The sequence below is a fragment of the Frankia sp. AgPm24 genome, from assembly GCF_023243055.1.
Classification (GTDB): Bacteria; Actinomycetota; Actinomycetes; order Frankiales; family Frankiaceae; genus Frankia; species Frankia umida.
Genome location: NZ_JALKFW010000203.1, coordinates 87,485 through 111,105, shown reverse-complemented (window position 1 = coordinate 111,105; position 23,621 = coordinate 87,485). Strand labels below are relative to the sequence as shown.

General features: G+C 72.9%; 20 protein-coding genes. 8 read left to right on the top strand and 12 right to left on the bottom strand.

What is annotated here, in order from left to right; genetic code table 11:
• Positions 1-12: 12 nt before the first annotated feature.
• The 12 genes from MXD61_RS18825 to MXD61_RS18770 form a co-directional block, all read right to left on the bottom strand.
• A complete protein-coding gene (locus MXD61_RS18825; protein WP_248814794.1) occupies positions 13-1,308 on the bottom strand; it encodes a beta-ketoacyl synthase N-terminal-like domain-containing protein in 1,296 nt (431 codons plus the stop codon).
• Positions 1,305-2,624, bottom strand: coding sequence for a beta-ketoacyl synthase (locus tag MXD61_RS18820; protein ID WP_248814793.1), 1,320 nt, complete (start codon positions 2,622-2,624; stop codon positions 1,305-1,307). Before MXD61_RS18820 ends, MXD61_RS18825 begins: the two co-directional genes overlap by 4 nt.
• A complete protein-coding gene (locus tag MXD61_RS18815) occupies positions 2,621-3,094 on the bottom strand; it encodes a cupin domain-containing protein (RefSeq protein WP_163549378.1) in 474 nt (157 codons plus the stop codon). The genes MXD61_RS18820 and MXD61_RS18815 overlap by 4 nt, the downstream gene beginning before the upstream one ends.
• A 14-nt stretch (positions 3,095-3,108) precedes the next feature.
• Positions 3,109-3,597: an SRPBCC family protein gene (locus MXD61_RS18810; protein WP_248814792.1), complete on the bottom strand. Its 489-nt coding sequence runs from the start codon at positions 3,595-3,597 to the stop codon at positions 3,109-3,111.
• A gap of 53 nt (positions 3,598-3,650) precedes the next feature.
• Positions 3,651-3,908: an acyl carrier protein gene (locus MXD61_RS18805; protein ID WP_248814791.1), complete on the bottom strand. Its 258-nt coding sequence runs from the start codon at positions 3,906-3,908 to the stop codon at positions 3,651-3,653.
• A 416-nt stretch (positions 3,909-4,324) separates the two neighbouring features.
• Positions 4,325-4,708 (bottom strand): TcmI family type II polyketide cyclase, encoded by a 384-nt coding sequence (locus MXD61_RS18800; RefSeq protein WP_374629171.1) that lies wholly within the window; start codon positions 4,706-4,708, stop codon positions 4,325-4,327.
• Positions 4,709-4,932: 224 nt separating this feature from the next.
• Complete coding sequence (locus MXD61_RS18795) at positions 4,933-6,009, bottom strand: LuxR C-terminal-related transcriptional regulator (RefSeq protein ID WP_248814789.1); 1,077 nt, start codon at positions 6,007-6,009, stop codon at positions 4,933-4,935.
• Complete coding sequence (locus MXD61_RS18790) at positions 6,006-6,632, bottom strand: ATP/GTP-binding protein (RefSeq protein ID WP_248814788.1); 627 nt, start codon at positions 6,630-6,632, stop codon at positions 6,006-6,008. The genes MXD61_RS18795 and MXD61_RS18790 overlap by 4 nt, the downstream gene beginning before the upstream one ends.
• On the bottom strand, positions 6,613-6,984 hold the full coding sequence (locus MXD61_RS18785) for a DUF742 domain-containing protein (RefSeq protein ID WP_248814787.1): 372 nt from the start codon (positions 6,982-6,984) through the stop codon (positions 6,613-6,615). The genes MXD61_RS18790 and MXD61_RS18785 overlap by 20 nt, the downstream gene beginning before the upstream one ends.
• A gap of 107 nt (positions 6,985-7,091) precedes the next feature.
• Positions 7,092-7,511: a roadblock/LC7 domain-containing protein gene (locus MXD61_RS18780; protein WP_011437246.1), complete on the bottom strand. Its 420-nt coding sequence runs from the start codon at positions 7,509-7,511 to the stop codon at positions 7,092-7,094.
• 1 nt (position 7,512) lies between these two features.
• The gene (locus MXD61_RS18775; protein WP_248814786.1) at positions 7,513-10,875 is read right to left on the bottom strand and encodes a nitrate- and nitrite sensing domain-containing protein; all 3,363 of its coding nucleotides are present in this window, start codon (positions 10,873-10,875) and stop codon (positions 7,513-7,515) included.
• Positions 10,876-11,575: 700 nt separating this feature from the next.
• Positions 11,576-12,574 (bottom strand): acyl-CoA thioesterase domain-containing protein, encoded by a 999-nt coding sequence (locus MXD61_RS18770; protein WP_248814785.1) that lies wholly within the window; start codon positions 12,572-12,574, stop codon positions 11,576-11,578.
• A 282-nt stretch (positions 12,575-12,856) separates the two neighbouring features.
• Here MXD61_RS18770 and MXD61_RS18765 point away from each other — a divergent pair, with 282 nt between their 5' ends.
• The 8 genes from MXD61_RS18765 to MXD61_RS18730 all read left to right on the top strand — a co-directional run bounded on the left by MXD61_RS18765 (position 12,857) and on the right by MXD61_RS18730 (position 23,613).
• Positions 12,857-13,615, top strand: coding sequence for an enoyl-CoA hydratase-related protein (locus MXD61_RS18765; RefSeq protein WP_248814784.1), 759 nt, complete (start codon positions 12,857-12,859; stop codon positions 13,613-13,615).
• Positions 13,616-13,749: 134 nt separating this feature from the next.
• Positions 13,750-15,033 (top strand): DUF445 domain-containing protein, encoded by a 1,284-nt coding sequence (locus MXD61_RS18760; RefSeq protein ID WP_248814783.1) that lies wholly within the window; start codon positions 13,750-13,752, stop codon positions 15,031-15,033.
• 449 nt (positions 15,034-15,482) lie between these two features.
• Positions 15,483-16,955 (top strand): glycosyltransferase 87 family protein, encoded by a 1,473-nt coding sequence (locus MXD61_RS18755; RefSeq protein WP_248814801.1) that lies wholly within the window; start codon positions 15,483-15,485, stop codon positions 16,953-16,955.
• A 568-nt stretch (positions 16,956-17,523) separates the two neighbouring features.
• Entirely contained in the window at positions 17,524-18,849 is a 1,326-nt protein-coding gene (locus MXD61_RS18750; protein WP_248814782.1) for a DEAD/DEAH box helicase, read from the top strand.
• Between the two features lie 328 nt (positions 18,850-19,177).
• The gene (locus tag MXD61_RS18745; RefSeq protein WP_248814781.1) at positions 19,178-19,342 is read left to right on the top strand and encodes a hypothetical protein; all 165 of its coding nucleotides are present in this window, start codon (positions 19,178-19,180) and stop codon (positions 19,340-19,342) included.
• Between the two features lie 96 nt (positions 19,343-19,438).
• Positions 19,439-20,521, top strand: coding sequence for an alpha/beta fold hydrolase (locus tag MXD61_RS18740; RefSeq protein ID WP_248814780.1), 1,083 nt, complete (start codon positions 19,439-19,441; stop codon positions 20,519-20,521).
• Positions 20,522-20,550: 29 nt separating this feature from the next.
• Entirely contained in the window at positions 20,551-22,029 is a 1,479-nt protein-coding gene (locus MXD61_RS18735) for a pyridoxal-dependent decarboxylase (protein ID WP_248814779.1), read from the top strand.
• A gap of 138 nt (positions 22,030-22,167) precedes the next feature.
• Positions 22,168-23,613 carry a class I SAM-dependent methyltransferase gene (locus MXD61_RS18730; protein ID WP_374629166.1) on the top strand — a complete coding sequence of 482 codons (1,446 nt, stop codon included), beginning with the start codon at positions 22,168-22,170 and terminating at the stop codon, positions 23,611-23,613.
• Positions 23,614-23,621 lie beyond the last annotated feature (8 nt).

Below are 23,621 nucleotides of genomic sequence, written 5' to 3'. Positions count from 1 at the left end.
AGGTGGGGGCGGTCAGGCCGGCCCGAGGGCGCGGACGACGAGGCTGCTGTTGAAGCCGCCGTAGCCGCGGGCGTTGACCAGGACCGTGCGGACCGGGCCCGGCCGCACCTCGCGGACCAGGTTCAGGCCGTGCGCCGGGTCGGGGGTGTCGAGGTTGCCGACGGCCGGCAGCACGCTGTCCCGGATCGAGAGCAACGCGGTGGCCACCGACAGTGCCGAACCGGCGGCGCACAGGCGTCCCACCAGGCCCTGCGGGGCGGTGACGGGCACCGGGCGGGCGCCGAACACGGCTCGGATCGCCGCCGCCTCCTGCGTGTCGAGGTCGGACGAGCCGGCGCCGTCGGCGAACACGACATCGACCTCGTCCGGTGCGACGTCGGCGTCGGCGAGTGCGCGGCGCATCGCGACGGCCAGCCAGCGACCGTCGGTGGCCGTGCGTCCGTGCCCGAGCGCGTCCTGGGTCGCCGCGTAGCCGGCGATCTCGCCGTACAGCCGGGGCGCACCGCGCGCGGCGGCGGCCGCCGGGTCCTCGACGATCAGGGTCGCCCCGCCCTCCCCGGGCAGGTAGCCGTTGGCCCGCACGTCGAACGGCTTGTAACCGTCGGCGGGCGCCGTCGCCGTGCTGACCCGGCCGCTGGAGAGATGGCAGGTCAGCGCGTACGGGGTCAGACCCGATTCGGCGCCGCCGGCGAGCACCGTCGAGGTGCCGCGCCGGATGACCCGCCTGGCCTGCGCGAGGCTGTCCAGACCGCCGGCGCCGTCACTGACCACCACGCCGGACGGGCCCTTGAGCCCGTGGCGGATCGACGTCTGGCCGGTCGTCGCCGCGTAGAACCAGGCGATCGACTGGTAGACGCTGACGGCGGTCCGCCCCCTGGTCCACAGCCGTTCCAGTTCACGCTGGCCGAAGTCGTTGCCTCCCGACCCGCTGCCGAAGACCACCGCGGTGGCGTACGGCTCGTGGGCGCTGGGATCGTAGGCGGCATCGGCCAGGGCGAGCCGGGAGGCGGCCATCCCGAACCAGGTCCACCGGTCGGTCTGGACCAGGTAGCGCTTGTCGACGTGCGCCTCGGGTTCGAACCCGCCGACCTCCCCGGCCAGCCGGGCGTCGTAGCGGGACGCATCGAACCGGCTGATCGGGGCGATCCGCAGCTGTCCGCGCAGCGTCGACGCCCAGTACTCCTCGACGCCGATCCCGCTGGGCGCGACGATCCCCAGCCCGGTGACGACCGGACGCACGGCACCGGACACCGGCCGAGCCCATCCCCGGGCCTCGGCCGTCCCCGTCGAGGGAGCGAGGGCGGTCATCGGTCCGGACCGGTCAGGACGATGGCGGACTGGAACCCACCGAAACCGCTGCCGACCGACACGGCCACGTCCACCGTGTGGTCCCGGGCGGTGTTCGGGACGTAGTCCAGGTCGCATTCCGGATCACGGGTGGACCAGCTCGCCGTCGGCGGGACGACGTCGTTCTCGATGGCCAGCGCGCACGCGGCGATCTCCAACGAGCCGATCGCGCCGAGCGAATGGCCGATCATCGACTTGATCGAGCTCACCGGCACCTCGTAGGCCCGCTCGCCCAGGGACCGTTTGAACGCGGCCGTCTCGTGCCGGTCGTTCTGCTTGGTCCCCGAACCGTGGGCGTTGATGTAGTTGACGTCGTGCGCGCCGACCCGGGCGGTGTCCATCGCGACCCGGATCGCCTCGGCCATCTCGACGCCGTCGGGGCGCAGACCCGTCATGTGGAACGCGTTGGAGCGCGACGCGTAGCCGGCGACCAGCGCGTAGATGTGCGCGCCGCGGGCGCGGGCGGCGGCGGCGTCCTCGAGGACCAGGACCGCGCTGCCCTCACCCATGACGAACCCGTCCCGGGTGGCGTCGAAGGGACGCGAGGCGTGTTCGGGATCGTCGTTGCGCGCCGATGTCGCCCGGATCGCGTCGAAGCAGGCCACCGAGATCGGGGAGATCGGAGCATCCGAGGCGCCGGCGAGCACGATGTCGGCCTCACCGTCGACGATCAGCTGCGCCCCGTAGCCGACGGCGTCGATTCCCGAGGTGCAGCCGGTGGAGACCACCGACGCCGGGCCGTGCGCCCCGAACCGGTGGGCCAGTTCGGTGGCCAGGCAGCTCGGAACGAGCGCGTGGTAGAGGAACGAACTCGCGTAGTGCGGGTCGACCTCCCACAGCCGACCGGAGTCGGAGACCACGACGTACTCGTTCTCCAACCGGGTCGTCGCGCCCACCGCGCTGCCCAGGCAGACGCCCACCACCGGGCCGTCCCCACCGCCGTCGCCGCGGGGCTCGTCGCCGCTGGTCTCGGGAGCGGTGTCGTCGCCGCGGCGCAGGTCCAGGCCGCTGTCCTCGACGGCCTCCAGGGCCGCGGCCAGCGCGAACTGCACGAAACGGTCGTTGCGGGCGACCTCGCGCGCGGACAGTCCGGCCGCCCGCGGATCGAAGTCGCACTCGGCGGCCACCTGCGACCGGAACTGGGTCGGGTCGAACAACGACAGGCGGCGGGTCGCCGTCCGGCCGTCGGTCAGCAGGGTCCAGAACTCCTTGCGTCCCACTCCCCCAGGGGCGACCACACCGACGCCGGTGATGGCCACCTGTCGCGCTCCGCTCACGGCGTCGATCCAGCCGACGTACCACCGGCGTGCGGACCGGAGACGATCACGGGTGTGTGCGGCACGTGCGGGTTGGGGAGCTCCTCGGTGTCCACATGCCCGAGGTTCGGCCGGGGTGCCAGCGGGCTGAGGTGGAACACCAGGAACGCCGTCTCGTCGCCGGTGTTGACGATCCGGTGGCGCATCCCGATCGGGATGCACACGCCGTGATCGGCGGCGAGCTCGTGATGCTGGCCGTCCAGCCGGGCGGTGACGCTGCCCCGCACGCAGAACAGGAACTCCTCGGAGTAGGGGTGCCAGTGTTCGGTCACGACCTCCCCCGGTTCCAGGGTCAGCGTGCCGAAGAAGCCCGACGTGCAGCCGACGGTCGCCGGGGAGAGCAGGGTGCGCATGTCACCGCCGCGGCGCCGGTTGGGGGCCACGTCGTGGGTGCACAGGACCTTCGGAGTGGTGATCACGGGAGCGGTCATCGCCGTCGTCCTCCTCAGACCTGTTCCGGCACGCTGAGCGCCGGGCTCGGCGCACCGGCCGCGGCCAGCTCGACCTTGTCCCGGATCACCGCCATCTCCCGTGCGGTGTTGGCGTTGATGTTCTTCGTCATCTGCTCGTCGTCGACGGGCGCGGACGGGCGGAGGTGGAAGTCCTGCACCCAGCGCATCCGGGTGCCGGCGCCCTCGCGGGTGTAGGTCCAGTGGATGTGCATGTACTCGAACGGACCGGTCTCGACCCGGTAGGCGCGGACCTCGTGGTTGACCGGGTCGAGCGTGCGCTCGGAGACCCAGCTCCAGGCCGTGCCGTTCTCGTCGGGGTGCATCGTCAGGCGGAACCTGAAGGTGTTGGCGGTCGTCTCGAGGATCTCCACCGAGGCGTACTCGGTGAACAGCCGCGGCCAGGAGGCCAGGTCGTTGGTGATCGTCCAGACGGTGTCGATGTCGGCGTTGATGAGGATCGAGTTGTCGGTGTGCCCGCTCACAGCAGCTCCACAAAATCGGGGGAATCCGGGACGTAGGGCCTGGCCGGAGGACGTCAGACCGGTTCGGGCGCACCCAGGGCGTCGTTCACGGTGGCCAGGATCTGGTCGAGCGTGAAGCCCGGTGGCATCTCGCCCGGCAGTTCGACGCCGAAGCGGTCGGCGACCTCGGCGGACAGCTGCAGGTAGGCGAGCGAGTCGAGACCGATGTCCTCGAAGGTCACGTCCAGGTCGGCGGGATGATCCTCGGGCGGCAACCCGGCCTGTTCGGTGAGAAAGGTGAACAAGTCGTCGGCGGTCCAGTGGTGTGGCATGACGGCGGGCTCCTTGACTGGTCCGGGCAGGGGTGACCGGTCCGGTACCGAAGGGCGGCAACGGACCTTCATCGGTGCGGATGGTGCGTGGGCCGACACACCGAGGTGGGCGGGCCCAGGTCCCGCGCTACGTTGCGCGGGCGAGGTATGGGGGTGGTGTCCGCGGTGGCCAGGGTGTCCGGGTGGAGTCCGCGCGCGGGGCCTGCGGCCGCGGCAGATGCCGAGCGGTCAGCGTGGGCCGGCGGGCGGCGAACCGACCGGTGCGGGCCCGGCCCGGGCAGCGGGGGGCGCCACGGTGCGGGGGGCGCGGTCGACCACGGGCGATACCGCGGGTGAGCGCCTCGCCCTCGGGCGGGCCGGTGCCAGGCCCGAAAGGACGACCGGAGCCGGGGTGGCGAGCGGGCCGCGGAGGTGGGCTAGGCGTTCGTGGGCGCCGACCACTGGTAGAAGCTGCGCGCCATCGCGTCCCGCGGGCCGCGCCAGGTCTGTGGGTCGTAGGCCGAGATGTACCGCTCGAGCTTGCTGTTCACGTCGACGAACAACGGGTGGTCACGGACGTCGGCCACGGCGGGCGCGACGTCCGTGGGCGCGTCGATGAGGTGGAAGTACAGCCCGTGGAACGCGAACAGCTCACGCCGGGTGACTCCCACAAGACCGGGCAGCGCGCCCGCGTCGGACTCCGCGAAGGTCCGCGCGACCGCGGAGGCGTCCGCGGGGTCCATCCTCGCCACAATCAGGGTCCGATGTGTCGGCGGGACCGATGTCGTGACAACGGGCTGCGATCCGGCAACTGCGGGCACGGAAGGGCTCCTCAGACGCTCTCAGACGGTGACCTGTGGAAACAGGCCGAAACCGACACTCGTCAGTACTCGGCACATCGAGAGCATGCGACCACCCGCTGCCGCTGTCCTGGAATCTGCCTGGCAGCAAACTGCCAGGCAGCCAACTGCCAGGCAACAAAAAGACGACAGTCAATACCAGTAGAACCAAGGCATCATCAACTCAGGTGCCGCGGGTGTCGCGCCTACAACCAGCCGCGGCGCGTGGCCAGGGTGCCCGCCTGGAAGCGGCTGCGGGCGTCGAGTCGGGACATCAGATCCGCGATCATGCGACGCACGGTGCGCACCGACACGCCGAGGTGACGCGCCGCGGCCTCGTCCTTCACCCCGAGGCTGAGCAGCCGCAGCAACAGTCGCTCGGAGTCGGAGGGACGGTCGTCCACGCCCGTGCGCGCGCCGTCCACCGCGGGTTCGTCGGCCAGCGGCTCGGCGGCGTCCCACACCTGCTCGAACAGAGTGAGCAGCACCGAGGTCAGCTCCGGGGTCCGGACCAGCAGCACCGGCCCGCTCGCCGCGCCGGACCCACCGGCGCCGCCACGTCCGAGGCCGGCGCTGCCGCCCGGCCCGACCAGGGCGACCCGACCGTCGACGGTGGTCGCGTCCAGACGGGGGTCGTCCAGGACCCGTGCGACCAGACCATGCGCGGCGACGGTGCGCACATAGCCGGCGCCGGGCTCGTCCAGGCGCATCGCCCGTGGCAGGACGCTGCGCATCACCACCCCGCGGCGCAGGGCCCGCAACGCGATCGGCAGCATGTCGGTGGACAGCGTCGGTGTCAGGCCGCGGCGGGTGTGCAGGGTGAGCACCTCCCGCTCGGCCCGCCCCATGATCGCCAGAAGCTCGCCGCGGGCCTGGTCGGGACTGTCGATGCGCTGCACCTCCACCCCGCCGCGGTCGGGTCGTCCCTCGAGGTAGTCGGAGACGAACTCGCCGATCTGCGCCCGGGCCCGCACCAGCCGCTCGTGGCGTCGGATGAGCTGCTCGTGCTGGGACTGCAGCAGATGGTCCAGGCTCGCCTCCGGGTGCATGGCCACGAAGTGCCCCGAGCGTTCCCGGGAGGCCAGCAGCAGACCGAGTTCCAGCAGCCGGTCACGTACCCGGCCCACCTCCCGGACCGGCTGGTGCAGCAGCCCGGCCACCTCGGCCACCGTCAGGGAGGAGTGCCGTAGCCAGATCCGGTAGGCGGCCAGGGTGACATCGTCGAACTCGAGCAGATCGGAAACCCTGCCCAGGGCCGCACTGTGGCTCTCGGTGGTGCTCACCCTGATCTCTGGGGCAGCATCGGATGTCCGGCCTGTTCGGCCGAGACCATGTCCAGGGCATGGCGCACCAGCGCGACCAGTGCCTGGCGGACCGACTCGCGCTGGCGGGCGTCGCAGAACACCATCGGACGGCGGGGGTCGAGGTCCAGGGCCGCCCGCACGTCCTCCACCCGGTACTCCCGGGAACCGTCGAACCGGTTGAGCGCCACGAGGAACGGGATGTCGCGTTCCTCGAAGTAGTCGATCGCCGGAAACGAGTCGGCCAGGCGTCTGGTGTCCACCAGCACGACCGCGCCGATCGCGCCGAGGACGAGCTCGTCCCACATGAACCAGAACCGGTCCTGCCCGGGTGTCCCGAACAGGTACAGGATCACGCTGTCCAGCAGGGTGATCCGACCGAAGTCCATCGCGACGGTGGTCGTCGTCTTCGCGCTGACCGAGCTCGTGTCATCGATCCCGATGCTGGCCGCGGTCATCGCGGCCTCGGTGGTCAGCGGGGGGATCTCGCTGACCGCGCCGACGAACGTGGTCTTGCCGACACCGAAGCCGCCAGCAATGATGATCTTTACCGGATGTGGTGACGCGGTCTCCGGTGACCGCGGCCTAGAGGGCCTGTAGTCCATCGAGCACCCTTTCGATGAGGGCTGCGGAGGGGCGGTCCGAAGGTCGGGCCGGCCGGGCCACCGTGACCAGGCCGCCGTCGAGCATGTCGCCGACGAGGACCCGCACGACACCGACCGGGAGATCCAGCCGGGCCGAGATCTCCACAATCGACTGCACCCGGTGACACAGCAGCGCGATCGCACGCTGTTCGGCCTCCAGCGTCGCGGTCATCAGCCGTCCGTTGGGCGTGGTGGTCACGAGCGCGACCAGCTCCAACGCCCGGTTGGTCGGGCGGGTCCGGCCCCCGGTGACGGCATAGGGGCGGACGACCGGACCCGCTTCTTCGTCGAACCATTCCTCGTCGTACGACATACCGGTCCTCCTGCCTCGCGAGTTGGTGTGGTGCCGGGTCGGGTCGGGCAGGGGTCGACCGGCGGACGAGGTTCACGGCCGCCCCCCGTCGGCCGGTGACGCCGCCGCTACAGCGGCAGCGCGGACTGCATCTGCGCGCGTAGCTCCGGTGTCAGGAACTCCCCGACCCTGGTCACCAGCAGGGCCATCTCGTAGGCGATCAGCCCGATGTCCGCGCCAGGGCTGGACAGGATGGCCAGGCACGAGCCGTCACCGACCGCCGTGACGAACAGGAAGCCCTCGTCCATCTCGACGATGGTCTGGCGGACGTTGCCGCCACCGAAGAACCGGCCGGCACCGCGGGCCAGGCTGTTGAACCCGGACGCGACGGCGGCGAGCTGGTCGGCGGTAGCCCGGTCCATCCCGTACGACGTCGCCAGGAGCAGGCCGTCGGAGGACAGAGCGATCACGTAGGTGACTTCCGGCACCTTCTTGACAAGGTTGTTGAGCAACCAGCTCATGTTCTCGGACGGTCCCAGCGGACGCATCTCAGGTCACCCTTCCCACATCGTCGCTGTCGTTCGTGTCCTGTCCGTCCGCGAGCCCGCGGCCGAAGTTGCTCTGGAAGGACGACATCATGGAGCGGATCTCCTCCGGGCTGCGCTGCGCGGCCAGCGGCGCGGGGGTCTCCCGGGCCGCGTCCCTGCGTAGCTGCGGAGCGAGGCTCGCCCGCCTGGTCCGCTGGGGCAGTCCCGGGTCCTCGGGCTCGTGCGATCCCAGGTCGTCGAGGTCCGGGACGCCGTTGCCGCGGGCGGGGGGCTGCGGGCGGCGCAGCGGCATGAGCGGCCCCGCGGCGGGGGCCTCGCCCCGGCCGGCACCGGTCGGGTACGGCTCGGGGAGCTGTCCACCGCCGGTGCGTGGCCCGGTCTGGCGGCTCAGCGGCGCGGTCAGCGGGTCCCGTCGACCGACGAGTCCATGACCGGACGGCTCGCCGCCGGCACCGCCCCACGAGGGTTCCCCCAGGCCGGATGGACGGGCCAGCGGGTCAGCCGGGTCAGCCGCCCCGATCGGGCCACCCGGCACACCGAATGCGCCCGGCCCGCCGGCGGCGGGGAAACCACCCGGTCGGCCGGGGGCGCCCAGGGCACCCTGGCCGCTGGGCGCGCCCGGGTCGCGGCCGGTGGCGGACAGGCCCTCCGGCACGAACGCGTTGCGTCCGCCCCGGGCTCGCCGGCTGGGCAGCGCCGGGAACTCCGGTCCACCCGCCTCGTCGGGCCCCACCGGGAAACCGCCGGGATGGCCGGGTTCCGACCCGGGCCGCGATGCGCCCAGGGGGTCACCGGGGCCACCCGGGCCGCCGGGGCCGTGCGGGTGGTCGTCGCCTGGCTGATCGCCGCGTTCGGAGGTGAACCAGCTCGACCGGACGGTGGCGAACACCGGCAGGTCGTCCAGCAGCGGCTCATCCGAGCCGCTGCCACCCGCGGCCGTCGAGCGCTCGCCACCGCGCGCCGACGTGTCCACCGGCCAGCCCTGTTCGGTCTCGCCGTCGGTCGCGCCGAACGACTCGTCCGCGGGCTGTTGCGGCGTGACCAGCGGCTGGGTCGGTGCCGGCGGCGCCGCGAACGGCCCGGTCGGGGCCAGCGCCTCGGCGCCGAACGGACCGCCCGGGTCGGCGCGACCCACCGTCGTGTCGGCGTCGAAGCCAGCCGCGTCCGGATCAGCCCCGCTGGCCGGCTCGGGAACGGCGGCGAGGGTGAGGTCGGGTCGCTCGGTGCCACGCAGGTCGGTGTCGCCCCCGGTGGGATCGATGCCGCCGCGGGAACGGTCGAGGTCACGCGCCGGCGCCGCCGATCGGCCGCGGGCGTCGCGCAGCCCACCCGGGCCGCGGTTGGGACGCGCGGACCTGGTCGGGCCGGGGAAACCGTCCTCGTCCAGGGCCCCACCGTCCAGCGCCGGCACCGCCGGCGCGGGCAGCGCCCGGACCGTGGCGCCGCCGCCGGTCACCCGGCTGTCCTCGGGGTCCTCCACCTGGCGTAGCAGCGTGCTCGGGACCAGCACGATCGACATCGTCCCGCCGTAGGGCGAGGGGCGCAGCCGCACCGACACGCTGTGCCGGTCTGCGAGGCGACCGACGACGAACAGGCCGAGCCGCTCACTGGTCGACAGGTCGAACGGCGGCGGGTTCGCGAGCCGGTCGTTGAGGGTGTGGAACTCCTCCGGGCTCATTCCCAGGCCGCGGTCCTCGACCTCGATGACGAAACCGTTGGACACCTCGTGCCCGGTGACCTGAACCGGCGTGTGAGGCGGAGAGAAGGAGGTCGCGTTTTCAATGAGTTCGGCGAGCATGTGAATGATGTCACCTACCGCGTGGCCACTGATGGCCCCGCCGTCGATCGGCATCACACGAACTCGGGTGTAGTCCTCGACCTCGGCGACCGCACCGCGCACCACATCCTTGATGGCAACCGGACGTCGCCAGCCACGGGCGGGTTTGGAACCGGACAGGACGATGAGGTCCTCGGCGTGGCGGCGCATCCGGGTGGCGAGATGGTCGAGGCGGAACAGTTCCTCGAGCTCGTCGGGGTCGGTCTCCTTGCGCTCCATGCTGTCAATGATCTTCAGTTGCCGGTGGATCAGTGCCTGGCTTCGGCGGGCGAGGTTCAGGAACGTATCCCCGATGCTCTTGCGCATCGCGGCCTGTTCCACCGCGGTGCGCACGGCCACCGCATGCACGGTGGAGAACGCATCGGCCAGCTGGCCGATCTCGTCCGTACTCTGAACGCCGACCGGGAATACCTCGGCGTCCATATCGACCGGCTCGCCTCGGTGCAGGCGCTCGACGACTCCGGGAAGTCGATCATTGGCGACCTCGAGCGCGCCCTGGCGCAGGCGCCGAAGGTGGCGGATCATCGGGCTCGCCACGAGCAGCGAAATCACGACGGACAGGATGAGGATCACCGCGACGCCGGTTCCGCCGAACAGGGCGTTCCGCGTCGCCGACCGGGACAGCTGGCGGCTCGTTCCACCCAGGTCGGTGGCGATACGCGTCTCGACCTCGTGCATCGCGTCGATTTTCTTGCCGACGGTGCTCAGCCAGGTCGCCTGGGTGATGGTCACCGGCTGCTGGCGCTGGACGTTGCCGACCGTCTCGTCCCGCATGGCGGTGGCCGCCGCGATCGTGCGTCCGACGGTGACGTTGTAGAAGGACTGCTCGTCGGGTGTCGCCGTGGTACGGAACTGCTGCAGCCAGGCGTCCTCGGAACCGGCCGAGGTCTGGATCAGCCGCAGCGTCGTCGGGTCGGTCTGCCCCAGGATGATCACACGGGCGACCGCGCCACGCTGCTGGGCGGCCTGCTCCTTGGCCTGGGAGATGGCGACGAGGGTGGTCGCGCCGTTGACCAGGCGGGCGTCGTGGCTACCGGCCGCGACCCGGCCGTTGAGCGAGAGCAGGTCTCGGACGAGCTCGTTGTAGTAGTCGTTGTTCTGGTCCACCTGGGCCTGGTGGCCGTCGATGGCCCTGCGCTGGGCGGCCAGTCGCCCCAGCCGCGCGGAGATCGAGTCGAGCGTGCTCGCCAGGGTGTCCCGGGCGTCGGAGGGCAGGTCCGTCTCGCCGGTGCGATAGGTCCCCAGCGCCTGGTCGACCGGGCCACGCGCGGCGGTCGCCGCCTCTCCCTGGGCCTCGGCCAGGTAGGACGAACCAACAAAGGAGTTAGCGGCGAAACGTTCGACCTGCAGCGCCGCTACCAGGCCGTTTGCTTTGATCGCAAAGCCGGCGAGTGCCTTCGTGCGGTTCGCGGCCCGGACGTTGTCGACGTTCCCCCGCACCTGTATCACGCTCAGTACCGCCAAGGCGGCCAGGGGGACGACGAGAATCACCACGAGCTTCGAGCGGATGGGCCAATTCTGGAGCATCCGGTCCTCTCGTCCGGCACCCGGCAGTTGGGCGCCTCATGTGCGGGGGTGAGTGGTTCTGGTTCAGCGGGACATGTCCCCGAAGGACCACACGTGGAGGCGATCGGCGGCCGGATTCGTGGGCACGGTGCCGTTCGTCGGAGTGCTTTTTACGGGGCTCGGGCAACTCTAGCGAGGGGATTCCGACTACCTCGTTAGGGGCGCCCCTTGTCGACAGAAAGGCGGTGGTGCGTTGCAGGCCGTGACGACTATTCGCGCGCCGGATGATGTGGCATCGGTGACCCCTGAATGAATTCGGGGTAGCGGAAGGCAGACAGCCTCGGAGCACCGAAACGAACCCGATCGGGCAGTGACTGGCACGGGCCAGCCCGAACTGGCGGCATGACTGCGACGCAAACCCGCTGATCGGCGCTCGGCGGCAACAACGCGCGAACACCGAGATTGCTGGGAACCCATCAAAAGGTCCCGGGATGCACAGCCATCCATCGAGTTGGACCCGGAAGCGACCAGCCAGGCTCTTTGCTTGCCGTGAAGAGCGGGCTTCGGTGCGGCTCGCGCCCGCCGCCGTCGGCCGGTCGGCCCGTCAGACCGGCTGGAACGCCGCCCGGCAGACCACCCGTCCGGGCTGGCGCGGTACTGGTCCGGCGGCGCTCGTCCTTTCGCTACCCACCCCGATGACCTTTCAATCCACCCGATGGATTCAGGACGTCGACCGGGTCGGACGCACCCGGTGGACCAGAGTCGACTGGCCCACGGTGGCCACCAGCGCGCCGGTGTGGTCGTACATCGAGGCCCGCAGCTGCGCGACGTTGCGCACCACCGCCTCCACCCGCACGTCCAGCAGGATCCACTCGCCGCTGGGCACGGCGACGACCCGCAGATGGTTGTCCAGGCTCGTGCCGTAGGTGATGTCGCCCAGCGCCTCGATCAGCGCGACCGGAGCGAAGTCGCCGAGGACCGCGAGCGCCGACGCGGTGAGCTCGGCGTCGGCGAGCACCCGACCCGACGGGCCGGGGGTGCGCATCCGCAGCCACAGCGCGCTGCGCCCGCGGCCGGGGGTGCCATCCAGCGTGGTGCGCTGCGGCCGGGCCCAGCGCTGCTCGACCAGCGACATCACGCCCCCGCGATCGAAGGTCAGCCAGTCCGGGAAGGTACGCGGCGGGCACTGCGACGGCGGCGGGGCCCAGTCGGCCGCGGGCGCGAAACGGGTGACGTCCTGGCTGCGACGACCGAACGTTCCGGTGGTGACGAACACGACCCGACCGTCCACCGTCGCCCGCACCACCGCCTGGGACAGCCCTCCGTACGGCTCCAGGGCCAGTTCCACCGCCTCGCCGGCCTGCACCGGCCCCAGGAAGTGCGTCTGCGCCCACAGGCACTCCCGACCGCCACGGCGGCGCACCACCTCGATCGCGGCGGCCAGACCGCACCCACCCCACAACGTGCCCCGGGTGTTACGCAGATGGCGGGCGGCGACGAAACGCCCAGGCCCCGCCTGGGCGTCCACCGTCAGCCCGAGCAGTTCACCCAGGGCGACCGGCCCCGGCTCGTCCACCGACCGCCCCCGCGACCGACCTCTTCCCCCGCCCGCGACCGCGACTGTGCCCGGACCTGTGCCCACGTCCGCAGCCGTGGCCGTGGCCGGCACCAGCTCGACGGCGGGAGCGGACAGGGCGCCAGGTTCGCTCGGGTCTGTCACGGCCCCCATCCTCGCAGGAGGCCTCCCCCTGACGGGCCCCACGCCACGGCAGGTTCTCCCCCTGCGACCGGCCGATCTGGCCACGACTCCCGAACAGCCACCCCGGGCGTCGCGCGACCGCGGGTGCGTGACGGTGCGGTGCGTATCAGTGCGGTGCTCGGGAAGCGGACGGCCGGGAATCCGGCGGCGGGGAATCGGGCGTCCTGGCCTGCGGCCAGGCGCGGAGGCGGGCATCGTGCATCTGACCGCACCGACCGACCCACCAGGATGGTGAGCACACCCGTGAGCGAGCACATTCACGTCGATGTCGACGACGGTGTCCTGACGCTGCGCATCGCCCGTCCCGCCAAGCGCAATGCCCTCACCCAGGAGATGTACGGCGCGCTCGCCGAGGGATTCCTCCGCGCCGAACGCGAGGACACGATCCGGATCATCCGCCTGTGCGGCCAGGACGCGACGTTCACCGCGGGCAACGACCTCGCCGATTTCCTGGCCGGTGGGGCACTGCGGACCGACGGCCCGACGCTGACGTTCCTGCGCGCGGTCGCGGCGACGACGAAGCTGCTGGTGGCCGAGGTCGACGGCCCGGCGGTCGGCATCGGCACGACGGTGTTGCTGCACTGCGACCTGGTGTACGCCAGCGCTCGGGCCGTCTTCGCCCTGCCGTTCGTCCCGCTGGGTGTGGTGCCGGAGTTCGGTTCGAGTCTGCTGCTACCGCGCCGGGTCGGGCCGGCGGCGGCCGCGCGGTTGCTCTACTTCGGGGAGCCCTTCGACGCGGCCGAGGCGGCCCGGCTGGGCCTGGTCACCGAGGTGCTGCCCGACGCCGACGCGTTGCGGGCCCGGGTCGACGACCGGATCGCGGCCCTGCTCGCCCAGCCGGCCCAGGCACTCGCCGCCACCCGCGCGTTGCTGCATGACTCCGACGGGCCCCAGGTGCTGGCCCGGTTGGAGCAGGAGGCCGTGCAGTTCGCCCGTCAGCTCGCCACACCCGAGACCCGCGCCGCGATCGAGGCCCGGCTGCCGGGACGGGCCAGGCCATGAGGACGACCACATAGGCTGTCGAAACACGCGACGATCAGCGCCGGAACGGCGCGGGCCCGCTCCCGGGACCCTCGGTGCGGTGGGTGGACGCCAGGTGCGATCGGGGACGGTGGGCCGATGGGCGGCGGTGGCCGATGAGCGAACCGGCGGGGGCGGACCTGCCCCGCGGGACGGCGGACGAGCCGGGGTTGCGCCAGGCGTTACGTCGGATGCGGTTGATCGCCACCGGTCTGCTCGCCGCGGTGGTGGCGATCTACCTGGCGGCCCAGGCGTGGCACAACCACGGTGGCCCCGCCTGGACGAGCTATGTCGCCGCCGCCGCCGAGGCGGGTGTCGTCGGCGCGCTCGCCGACTGGTTCGCGGTGACCGCGCTGTTTCGTCATCCACTCGGCCTGCCCATCCCGCACACCGCGATCATCCCGCATCGCAAGGACGCCCTCGGGCGTGGCCTGGAGAACTTCGTCAGCACCCATTTCCTGGCGCCGGACGTCGTACGGGACAAGGTCGACGGGATCGGGGTCGCGGCCCGGGTGGGGACGTGGCTGCGGGAACCGGCCCATGCCGAGCGGGTCGCCGCCGAGGCCGCCGGGCGGCTGTCGACGGTGATCGCCGGGACGAACGACGACCTCGTCCGCGAGATCGTCGACCGGGCGGTGGTGCCACGGCTGGTCGAACGGCCCTGGGCGGGCACCCTCGGCGCGATCCTGCAACGCGTGCTGGACGCCCGGATGCACGACCGGCTCGTCGAGCTGATCCTCGCCGAGGTCGAACACTGGCTGCTGCACAACCCCGAGACCTTCAGCCGACTCATCCTGGACCAGGCCCCGGCCTGGACCCCGCAGTGGCTGGACGAGGCCGTCGCGGCCAAGGCGTACGACAAGGCGTTGGAGGCGCTGGCGCAGATCCGGGCCGATCCCGAGCACCGGGTGCGCACGACCCTCGATCGTTTCCTCGCCGATCAGGCCACCCGGCTGCGCACCGACGCGAGCCTGGGCGAGCAGGTGGAGCAGATGAAACAGCGCTGGCTCGCCCGGCCGGAGGTCGGACAGGCCGTCGCGACGATCTGGGCGACGACCCGGGCGATCCTGCTCGATCTGATCACCGATCCGGACAGCACCGCCCGGGTGCGGGCCCGCACCGAACTGGCCGCCTTCGGCGCCCGGCTGGTCGAGGACCCCGACCTCGCCCGCACCGTCGACCAGGCTGCCGCCGACCTCGCCGCCCGCGCCGTCGCCCGCTACAAGGGGGACATCTCGGCGATCATCGGGGACACGGTGGCCAGCTGGGAGCCCGCCGAGACCTCCCGGCGCATCGAACTGCACGTCGGCCGCGACCTGCAGTTCATCCGGATCAACGGCACGGTCGTCGGCGCGCTGGTGGGTCTGGTCATCCACACCCTCACCCAGCTGCTGCTGTGACGGCCACGATCTGCGACGATCCGCAGGCCTGATCGCCAACCCAGGGTGGGCACAACGACGTGCGAAACCAGCCAGATCCACCCAGCGCGCCGGACGTGCCGGGTGTGCCGAGCCCCACGCGCGCCGGATCTCCCGGATCTCCCGGGCCCCCCGCGACCGGGGAGCACGGTCGGCCGGCCCCGCCCGGCCGTGCTGTGCGACCGGTCACACCAGGCCGGGTAGCCCGTTTCGTCCGTCCCCCACACCGACCTGGCCGGCCCGCGGGAGCACGGCCCGTTCGGGTGGTGAACCCCGGCATCCGCCGCGCGGTTCGCCCCCGTGCGCGGACGTCCGCGCATCCACCCCAGCACCCACCTCCGTGGTCTGACCCGTGGCCTTCCGGGTGGCCTGCTGGACGGCCACTGGGATGGCCCCCGGGGCGGGGACGGCGACGGGGCCGGCCGATCGCCGTGGGGCCCCGCCCGGTCGGGGGGATCGTCCGGGTCGCTGTGGGCTGGGCGGCGTTCGCCGGGCTGATCGCCCTGCTCTGGGTCGGGATGATCAGTCGGATCGGGCACTACGACGTGGCGGTGTTCCTGCGCGCCGGGGCGGCCATCCAGGCCGGTCACAACCCGTATCCGACGCCGGGGACCGCCGCGGTGTACTCCGGCTCGGCCTTCGTCTACCCGTATCTGACCGCGTTGCCGTTCGTCCCGTTGTCGTCGCTTTCCGCCGCCGGTGATCTGTTCGTGGCCGGATCCGTGCTCGCGGTGCTGGCCGGGGTGCGCCTGGCCGGGGTGCGGGACCTGCGCGTCCACGCGCTGGTGCTGGCCGCGTCCACGACGGTCATCGGCCTGCAGATGGGAACGTTCAACGCCCTGTTGTTCGCGGCGCTCGCGCTGGCCTGGCGGGCCCGGGACCGCGCACTGGCTTGTGGCACGGTGGTGGCCCTCGTCATCTACAGCAAGGTCTTTCTGGTACCGCTGCTGGTGTGGCTGCTGCTGGCGCGGCGGTGGCGGGCGGCGGGGGCGGCCGGGGCGGTGCTCGCGGCGCTGATCGGCGTCAGCGCCCTGGTCAGCCCCCTGGGTCTGGTCGACTACGTGGAGCTGTTGGGGCAGCTTGGCCGGGTGGAGGCGCGGGCGGGGATCAGCCTGACCGGGCTGCTCACCGGGGTGGGCCTGTCGATCTCGACGGCCAGCCGGCTCGCGCGGCTGGCCGCGTTGGTGGTGCTGGCCGGCTGCTGGTGGGCGGCGCGGCGCGGCCACGACGAACGGCTCGCCTACACCGGTGGTGTCGTCGCGGCGCTGCTCGCCTCGCCGGTCGTGTGGTGCCATTACCTGCTGTTGCTGGTCGCGCCCCTGCTCGCACTCAGCCGTCCCGTCACCCCTCACCCACGGGACGGACGAGACCCGGGGGACGGACCGGGCTCGGAGGGCGGACGGGACACGCGGGGTGGACGGGTTCCTCGGGACCGACGGCCCGTCTCGGCCGGGCCGATCGCCCTGTTCGCGGCCGGCTCCTGGCTACTGGTCACGCCGCACCGCACCACCGGCACCGATCTGGCCGTGACCGCCGTCATCGGCCTCCCGCTGGTGCTGTCCTGCCTGCTGAGCCCGGGTCCGGACAGGACCTTCGGCGCTCGGCGCAGGCCGATCAGCCCGGACGTGACCCTGGTCGCGTCCCGGACAGTGCGCACCATCACGTTTGGCCTGCTGATCCTCGGCCTGGCCGCCGTGCACGCGGCCGACGCACGGGCCGCCGGACCGTACGCGGTCTGCGTCGGACTGGGCGTCATCCTGGCCTTCGCGGTCCGTAGTACCGCGACACCCTGGGCTATCCCGACCTCCGGCGGCCTCACCCCGACGCCCACCGAACCGGGCCCCGCAGACCGGGTCAGCACGGACGAAGGGCCCCTTCCACACCGGCGGACTGGCGCACCGTGACCGGACGGACCGCCACCCACGGGTATGCACCGGCTCGTTGCACCCTGCCGACGGGCCCCGCACATCCGATCGCCGAGGTACCGTGAAACACGACGACGGCCGCAGCGGCTGTCCGCGCCCGGCTACATGGTCGGGTGTGCGAGGTCGGTGCGAGCGCCAAAGCGGGATTTTCCCGCCGTTGGGTCCGGTCGCGGAGCCGGCCGTACCCCGGCCGCCGGACGATACAAACGGGCTTGTGCAAACCTCCGCACTTGCCCTACTGATCTCATGGTGGCCCTGACCTGATCGGCGGATCCCTCTGTCTCAGCATGGAAACTCCCAGTCTCTCGCTGCCCACCGCCAGCCGCGCCCGCCCCGGGGCCGTGGCGGGCCCAGCGGTGCCGGTCGCGGTTCCAGCCGCGGCTCCCGGTACGGCGGCGGCTCACGCTTCAGCGGTCCGGCCCGTCCGGCCGCTCCTGCCCTGACCACCCGTGAACCTCGCCCTCCGGCGGAGACCTTCGAGGCCGCTGGTCTGCCCAAGCGGCTGATCAGGGCCCTCGCCGAGCGCAACATCGCCGCGCCGTTCGCGGTGCAGGCGGCGACGCTGCCCGACGTGCTGGCCGGAGAGAACGTCCTCGGCCGGGCCCGTACCGGCTCCGGTAAGACGCTGGCCTTCGGCCTGCCGATCCTCGGTCGCCTGGCCGAGGGCGGCCCGGCGACCCCGCGTCGGCCCCGCGCCCTGGTGCTGGTGCCCACCCGCGAGCTCGCCCAGCAGGTCAACGACGCCCTCGAGCCGCTGACCCGCGCACTGAACCTGCGGATGGCCCCCGTCTACGGCGGAACCTCCATCAGCCGGCAGATCTCGGTACTGCGCCGCGGCGTGCACCTGGTCGTGGCCACTCCGGGTCGCCTGACCGACCTCGTCGAGCGAGGCGCCTGCGAGCTCGGTGAGATCGAGATGACCGTCCTCGACGAGGCCGACTTCATGTGCGACCTCGGCTTCCTGCCCGCGGTTCGGGCCCTGCTGGACGCCACCCCCTCCGGCGGGCAGCGGCTGTTGTTCTCCGCGACGCTCGACCGTGAGGTCGAGGTCCTGGTGCGCGACTACCTGCCCGACCCGGTGCTCGTCGCGATCGACTCGGAGACCTCGCAGGTCACCACGCTCGCCCGGCACGCCCTCGAGGCGCCTGACCGGACCGCGCAGGTCGAACTGGTCACGGCGCTGGCCGGTGGCTCCGGGCGAACCCTGGTGTTCGTACGGACCCAGCGCGACGCCGACCGGATCTCCGAATCGCTGTGCCGCGCCGGTGTTCCCGCCGAGCCGCTGCACGGTGGGATGCCCCAGGGCGCCCGCACCCGCGCGCTCGCCGGCTTCACCGACGGGTTCTACCGGGTGCTGGTCGCCACCGACGTCGCCGCTCGCGGCATCCACGTCGACGGCATCCGCCTCGTGGTGCACCTCGGCCCGCCCGAGGACGCCAAGACCTACCAGCACCGCGGCGGGCGTACCGCCCGGGCCGGCGCCGACGGCGCCGACGTGCTGGTCACCCTGCCCGCCGAGCGGGGCAAGGTGCGCGGTCTGCTGCGCGCGGTCGGTATCGAGGCCCGCCCGCTTCCGACCAAGCCCGACGACCCGGTGATCCTGGAGCTGGCCGGCCCGCCGGCACCCCGGATGAGCCCGGACGCGATCCCCAAGGCACGGGCCGCGAGTTCCGCGGCGGCTCGGGGGCCGCGTTTCAGCGGCGCACGCACCGGCGGTTCCGCCGGTGGGCGTGACGGGGAGCACCGCAACGCCCGCCGCGACGGTGGTGGCCACCGCATCGGCGGCCGTCCCGCCTCGGCCCACGGCCGTCCGCAGCGTCGCCCCGCGGCCGCCGCCACCGCCACTCAGGCACCGGTCACCCCCAGCGCCTGAGACCCGGCACCTGCTCGTCGCCTGGCCCGTCGGACAGTCCTGATCGTGGACGTCTGACAAGGGACGTCCACTGACGTCCAGGGTCAGGCACCCGATGGCGCCGTCGCCCGGATTCCCGTCCGGACGGCGGCGCCATCTTCTTTTTCCGGCCCCGTCCCGCCCGGCCCCGTCCCGCCCGGGGGCATCGGTCGGCGGGCCGTGACGGGTCGGTGATGGGGTCACGGTTCGAATCTGTGGTGTGACCAGCGACACCTGATGTCCTGGGGTGGGCCGTCCCCTGGATACCGTTTTGGGGACAGGTGCCGACATCACTGGAAGGAGCGTGCGCGTGGAGCAACAGCAGTCCTCCCCGCTGACCACGGGTCTGCCCGGGTCGATCCCGACCGAGCCCGCCATCGATGGGGCCACCGCGGTGGAGACCGACATCCGGGTCGCCCCCGCGTCCCTCGCGAACCCGAAGCGGCTGCGGCTGGGAGCCTCCCCCTCCCTGTGACCCGGCCAGGGCCGGCGACGGTCGGCCGCCGCTCATGCGGCCGACCGCACGACCCCTTCGCACGCGCGGGAACGCCGGGCGTCCTACCGTCAGAGGATGACCAGTACCACGCCGGTGCCACTGAGCGAGTCCGGCCTGCTCGCCGCCCATGCCCCGCTGCGGCCGGACCCGGCCGGACCGGCCGAGGATGGCCACGCCGCCTATCAGGCCCAGCTGGGCGGTCCGGTGTACGTCGTCGACTTCGGCGGGCCGGCGGACGGACCGGTGATGGTGTGTGTGCACGGGCTCGGCGGTTCGTACCACAACTGGCTACGGCTGGCGCCCCTGCTGACCCCCACCTGCCGGGTACTGGCCCTTGATCTCGCCGGGCACGGGCGCACCCCGGCGCAGCGGCCACGGCCGCACGTCGCGGGCAACCAGCGTCTGCTCGACCGGTTTCTCACCGAGGTGCTCGCCGGACCGGCCGTGCTGGTCGGCAACTCGATGGGCGGAATGATCAGTCTGCGGCAGTCGGTGCTGGCACCCGACACCGTCGCGGGGCTCGTCCTGGTCAATCCGGCGCTGCCGCTGCCCCGCGGCGCCTACCCCGCCCCGATGACACTCGCGTTGTTCGCCGCGCTGTTCGTCCCGCGCCTGGGCACCCACACGCTGGCCCGCCGCCGGGCCCGGACGACCCCGCTCACCCTCGTCGAGGAGAGCCTGGTCCGGTTGTGCGGTGATCCGAGCCGGATCCCGGCGCGGACCCTCGAGGTGATGGAACGGGCCCAGCGTGAACGCGGGCTGACGGCCGGGGCCGACGCGGCGTTCGTCACCGCGGCCCGCTCGGTGGTCGCCGCCATGGTCCGCCGGACCCCGCTGACCGGTTACCTGCGCACCGCGGCCGCGCCGACGTTGCTGCTGCACGGCACCGCCGACCGGCTCGTCCCGGTCGCCATGGCCCACGCGGCGGCGCGCAGCCGGCCCGACTGGCGGGTCGAGATCCTGGCCGGTCTCGGCCACATCCCCATGCTCGAGGACCCCGACCAGACCGCCACGATCATCCTCGACTGGCTCGCCCACGAGGGGCGTCCCGCCGCCCACGCCGCCCGCCGACCCGGCGCCGGGCTGGCGCCGGGTCCCCTCAGCCAGGACATCCCCACGTCCGCGAACGTGGCTGCCGGTCAGGCGGTGGACAGCTGAACCCGCGGTCCCCGTCGGACGATCCCGGGATGGCGCTGCGGGCGGCGCTGCGCGGCGCCACCCGGCACGCCGACGCCTGGCTGGCCAGCCTGGCCCACCGTCCGGTACGGCCCGGTCTGAGCGCCGCCGAGGTGCTCGCCCGCCTCGACGGTCCGTTCCCGGCGGCGCCCAGTGATCCGGTGGCGGTCATCGACGCGCTGGTCGAGGCGGTCGGCGGCGGGCTGACGGCCACCGGCTCGCCGCGGTTCTTCGGCTATGTCGTCGGCGGCACCCTGCCCGCCGCCCTCGCCGCCGACCTGCTGGCCGTCGTCTGGGATCAGAACGCGGCGCTCGCCTCGCTGTCCCCGGCGGCCAGCGCCGTCGAACAGATCGCCGGACGGTGGGTGAGGCAGGCACTCGGGCTGCCCGTGACGGCCTCGGTCGGATTCACCACCGGCACGCAGATGGCCCATGTGACGGCGCTGGCCGCCGCCCGCCACCGGGTGCTCGCCGAGGTCGGCTGGGACGTCGGCGCCGATGGCCTCACCGGCGCCCCGCCGGTGAGGGTGCTCGCCGGCGCCGACCGGCACACCACCGTCGACGCGGCGCTGCGCCTGCTCGGCTTCGGCAGCCGCGGGATACACACCGTCGCCGGCGACGGCCGGGGCCGGATGTGCCCGGACGCCCTGCGCGCCACCCTCGCCGCCACCGACACCCTCGCCGCCACCGACACCCTCGCCGCCACCGTCGGCGCCCGGCGGGTGCCGACGATCGTCATCGCGCAGGCCGGGGAGATCAACACCGGCGCCGTCGATCCGCTCGGGCAGATCTGCGCGCTCGGGCACGCGCACGGCGCCTGGGTGCATGTCGACGGCGCGTTCGGGCTGTGGGCGGCGACGTCCGGCTCGGCACACCGCCGGGCGCTGGTCGAGGGCGCCGCGGACGCCGACTCGTGGGCGACCGACGGCCACAAGTGGCTCAACGTGCCCTATGACTGTGGGATCGCGATCGTCGCCGACCGGGCGGCGCACCGCCGGGCGATGGTGGCGCCGGCCGACTACTTCCCGCCCGATCCCGGCGGCGCGCTGGACCCGGTCGACTGGACCCCGGAGTTCAGCCGCCGGGCCCGGACCTTCGCCGTCTACGCCGCGCTGCGCTCCCTGGGCCAGGACGGCCTGCGGGACCTGGTCGACCGCTGCTGTGAGCTCGCCGGGCACGCCGCCAGCCGGCTCGCCGGGCTGCCCGGGGTCCGGGTCCTCAACGCGACACCGGGACCCGCCGGGCACGGGGTCGTCGTACCGCTCAACCAGGTGCTGCTGCGCGTCGAGGCGCCGGGCGGCGAGGGCGACCGGCTGACCCGTGCCGTCACGGCGGCGGTGACCGCGGGCGGGGACGCCTACCTGACCGGGACGGTGTGGCAGGGACGCGCGGCCATGCGACTGTCGGTGAGCAACTGGTCGACCACGCGGGCCGAGGTGGACCTGGCCGTGGACGTGATCGCCGCCGCGGTCGGTGCCGCCCGCCGCTGACCACCTATTCCCGCAGGTGGGAATGTGGTGATGCGATTCCCGCCACCGTGTGGAGACGCTCGCTTCGGGGGACTACTGCGCCGGAGGCGTTGGCTGCGCCATGCCCCACAGACGGCGGACGCGAGCTGGAGGGTGCGCGTGACGACCAACTGCGAACCGGTGGAAGCCGAGACGTCGAACCGGCCACGGCGGCCCGACGGGCAGCCGCGGGCGGCGGGGACCTGGCCACCGCCGGTCACCGACGCCGCCAGAACGTTGCTGGGGGCGCTGCTCGGCGACACACCGCCGGTGCGGGTGCGGTTGTGGGACGGCTCGACGCTCGGCCCGGACAGCGCGACCCGGATCGTGGTGCGCTCGCCGGAGGCACTGCGCCGGGTGCTGTTGCGGCCGGGGCAACTCGGGTTCGCCCGGGCGTTCGTCGCCGGCGACCTCGACGTCGAGGGGGACATGTTCGCGGCGCTCGCCGTGCGGGAGGCGATCGACACCGCGCCGGCGCGGCTGCGCGGCGACCTGTCGGCCACGGCGCCGGCCGCGCTCGCCCTGCTGCGGGCCCTCGGTCCCCGTCCGCCGGCCCTGCCCGCCGAGGAGGCACGGCTGCGGGGACGGCGCCACAGCACCCGCCGCGACGCGGCCGCCATCTCCCACCACTACGACGTGTCCAACGACTTCTACCGGCTCGTGCTCGGCCCGACGATGGTCTACTCGTGCGCGGTGTGGGAGACACCGGAGCACACCCTCGACACGGCCCTGGACCGCGCCCAGACCGAGAAGCTCGCGTTGGTCTGCCGCAAGCTGGGGCTGCGTCCCGGTGAGCGGCTGCTCGACGTCGGCTGTGGCTGGGGCAGCCTGCTGCTGCACGCCGCCCGCCACCACGGGGTGCGCGGGGTGGGGGTGACGATCTCGCTCGAGCAGGCGGCGCTGGCCCGCGCACGGATCGCCGAGGCCGGCCTGGCCGACGCCATCGAGATCCGGTTGCAGGACTACCGGGAGATCCCCGACGGCCCGTTCGACGCGATCAGCTCGATCGGCATGGTCGAACATGTCGGCCGGTCGATGCTCCCGACGTACTTCGACAGCCTGTACGGGCTGCTCCGGCCCGGTGGTCGGCTGCTCAACCACGGCATCTCGTTTCCCGGTGATCCGGCGGGCGCGCACCGCGGCCGACCCCAGCTCGGACCGATCCCGCTGCCGGTCGGCCCCGACTTCCTGCGCCGCTACGTCTTCCCGGACGGCGAACTGCACGAGATCGGCCTGCTGACCACGTTGACGCAGGCCGCCGGCTTCGAGGTGCGCCACGTCGAGAACCTGCGTGAACACTACGGTCTGACGCTGCGCGCCTGGGTGCGCCGACTGGAGGAGAACTGGGACGCCGCGGTCGCCCTGGTCGGCCCGGGCCGGGCCCGGGTGTGGCGGCTGTACATGGCGGGTTCCGCGCTCAGCTTCGAATCCGGCCAGTCCCAGATCCACCAGACCCTGGCCGTACGCCCCGACCACGGTCGCTCCGGCCAGCCCCTGCGCCCCCGCTACGACTCCCCCGCCCCGGCCGACCCCCGCACCCCGGCCCAGGGCCGGCCCACCACGTAGGCCGTCCC

Excerpts from the sequence above, each read along its gene's own strand:
- MXD61_RS18785 (WP_248814787.1), bottom strand. The coding sequence starts at position 6,984 with ATGTCGTACGACGAGGAATGGTTCGACGAAGAAGCGGGTCCGGTCGTC.
- MXD61_RS18775 (WP_248814786.1), bottom strand. The coding sequence starts at position 10,875 with ATGCTCCAGAATTGGCCCATCCGCTCGAAGCTCGTGGTGATTCTCGTC.
- MXD61_RS18760 (WP_248814783.1), top strand. The coding sequence starts at position 13,750 with ATGAGCGAACCGGCGGGGGCGGACCTGCCCCGCGGGACGGCGGACGAG.
- MXD61_RS18780 (WP_011437246.1), bottom strand. The coding sequence starts at position 7,511 with ATGCGTCCGCTGGGACCGTCCGAGAACATGAGCTGGTTGCTCAACAAC.
- MXD61_RS18815 (WP_163549378.1), bottom strand. The coding sequence starts at position 3,094 with ATGACCGCTCCCGTGATCACCACTCCGAAGGTCCTGTGCACCCACGAC.
- MXD61_RS18825 (WP_248814794.1), bottom strand. The coding sequence starts at position 1,308 with ATGACCGCCCTCGCTCCCTCGACGGGGACGGCCGAGGCCCGGGGATGG.
- MXD61_RS18740 (WP_248814780.1), top strand. The coding sequence starts at position 19,439 with ATGACCAGTACCACGCCGGTGCCACTGAGCGAGTCCGGCCTGCTCGCC.
- MXD61_RS18805 (WP_248814791.1), bottom strand. The coding sequence starts at position 3,908 with ATGCCACACCACTGGACCGCCGACGACTTGTTCACCTTTCTCACCGAA.
- MXD61_RS18790 (WP_248814788.1), bottom strand. The coding sequence starts at position 6,632 with ATGGACTACAGGCCCTCTAGGCCGCGGTCACCGGAGACCGCGTCACCA.
- MXD61_RS18735 (WP_248814779.1), top strand. The coding sequence starts at position 20,551 with ATGGCGCTGCGGGCGGCGCTGCGCGGCGCCACCCGGCACGCCGACGCC.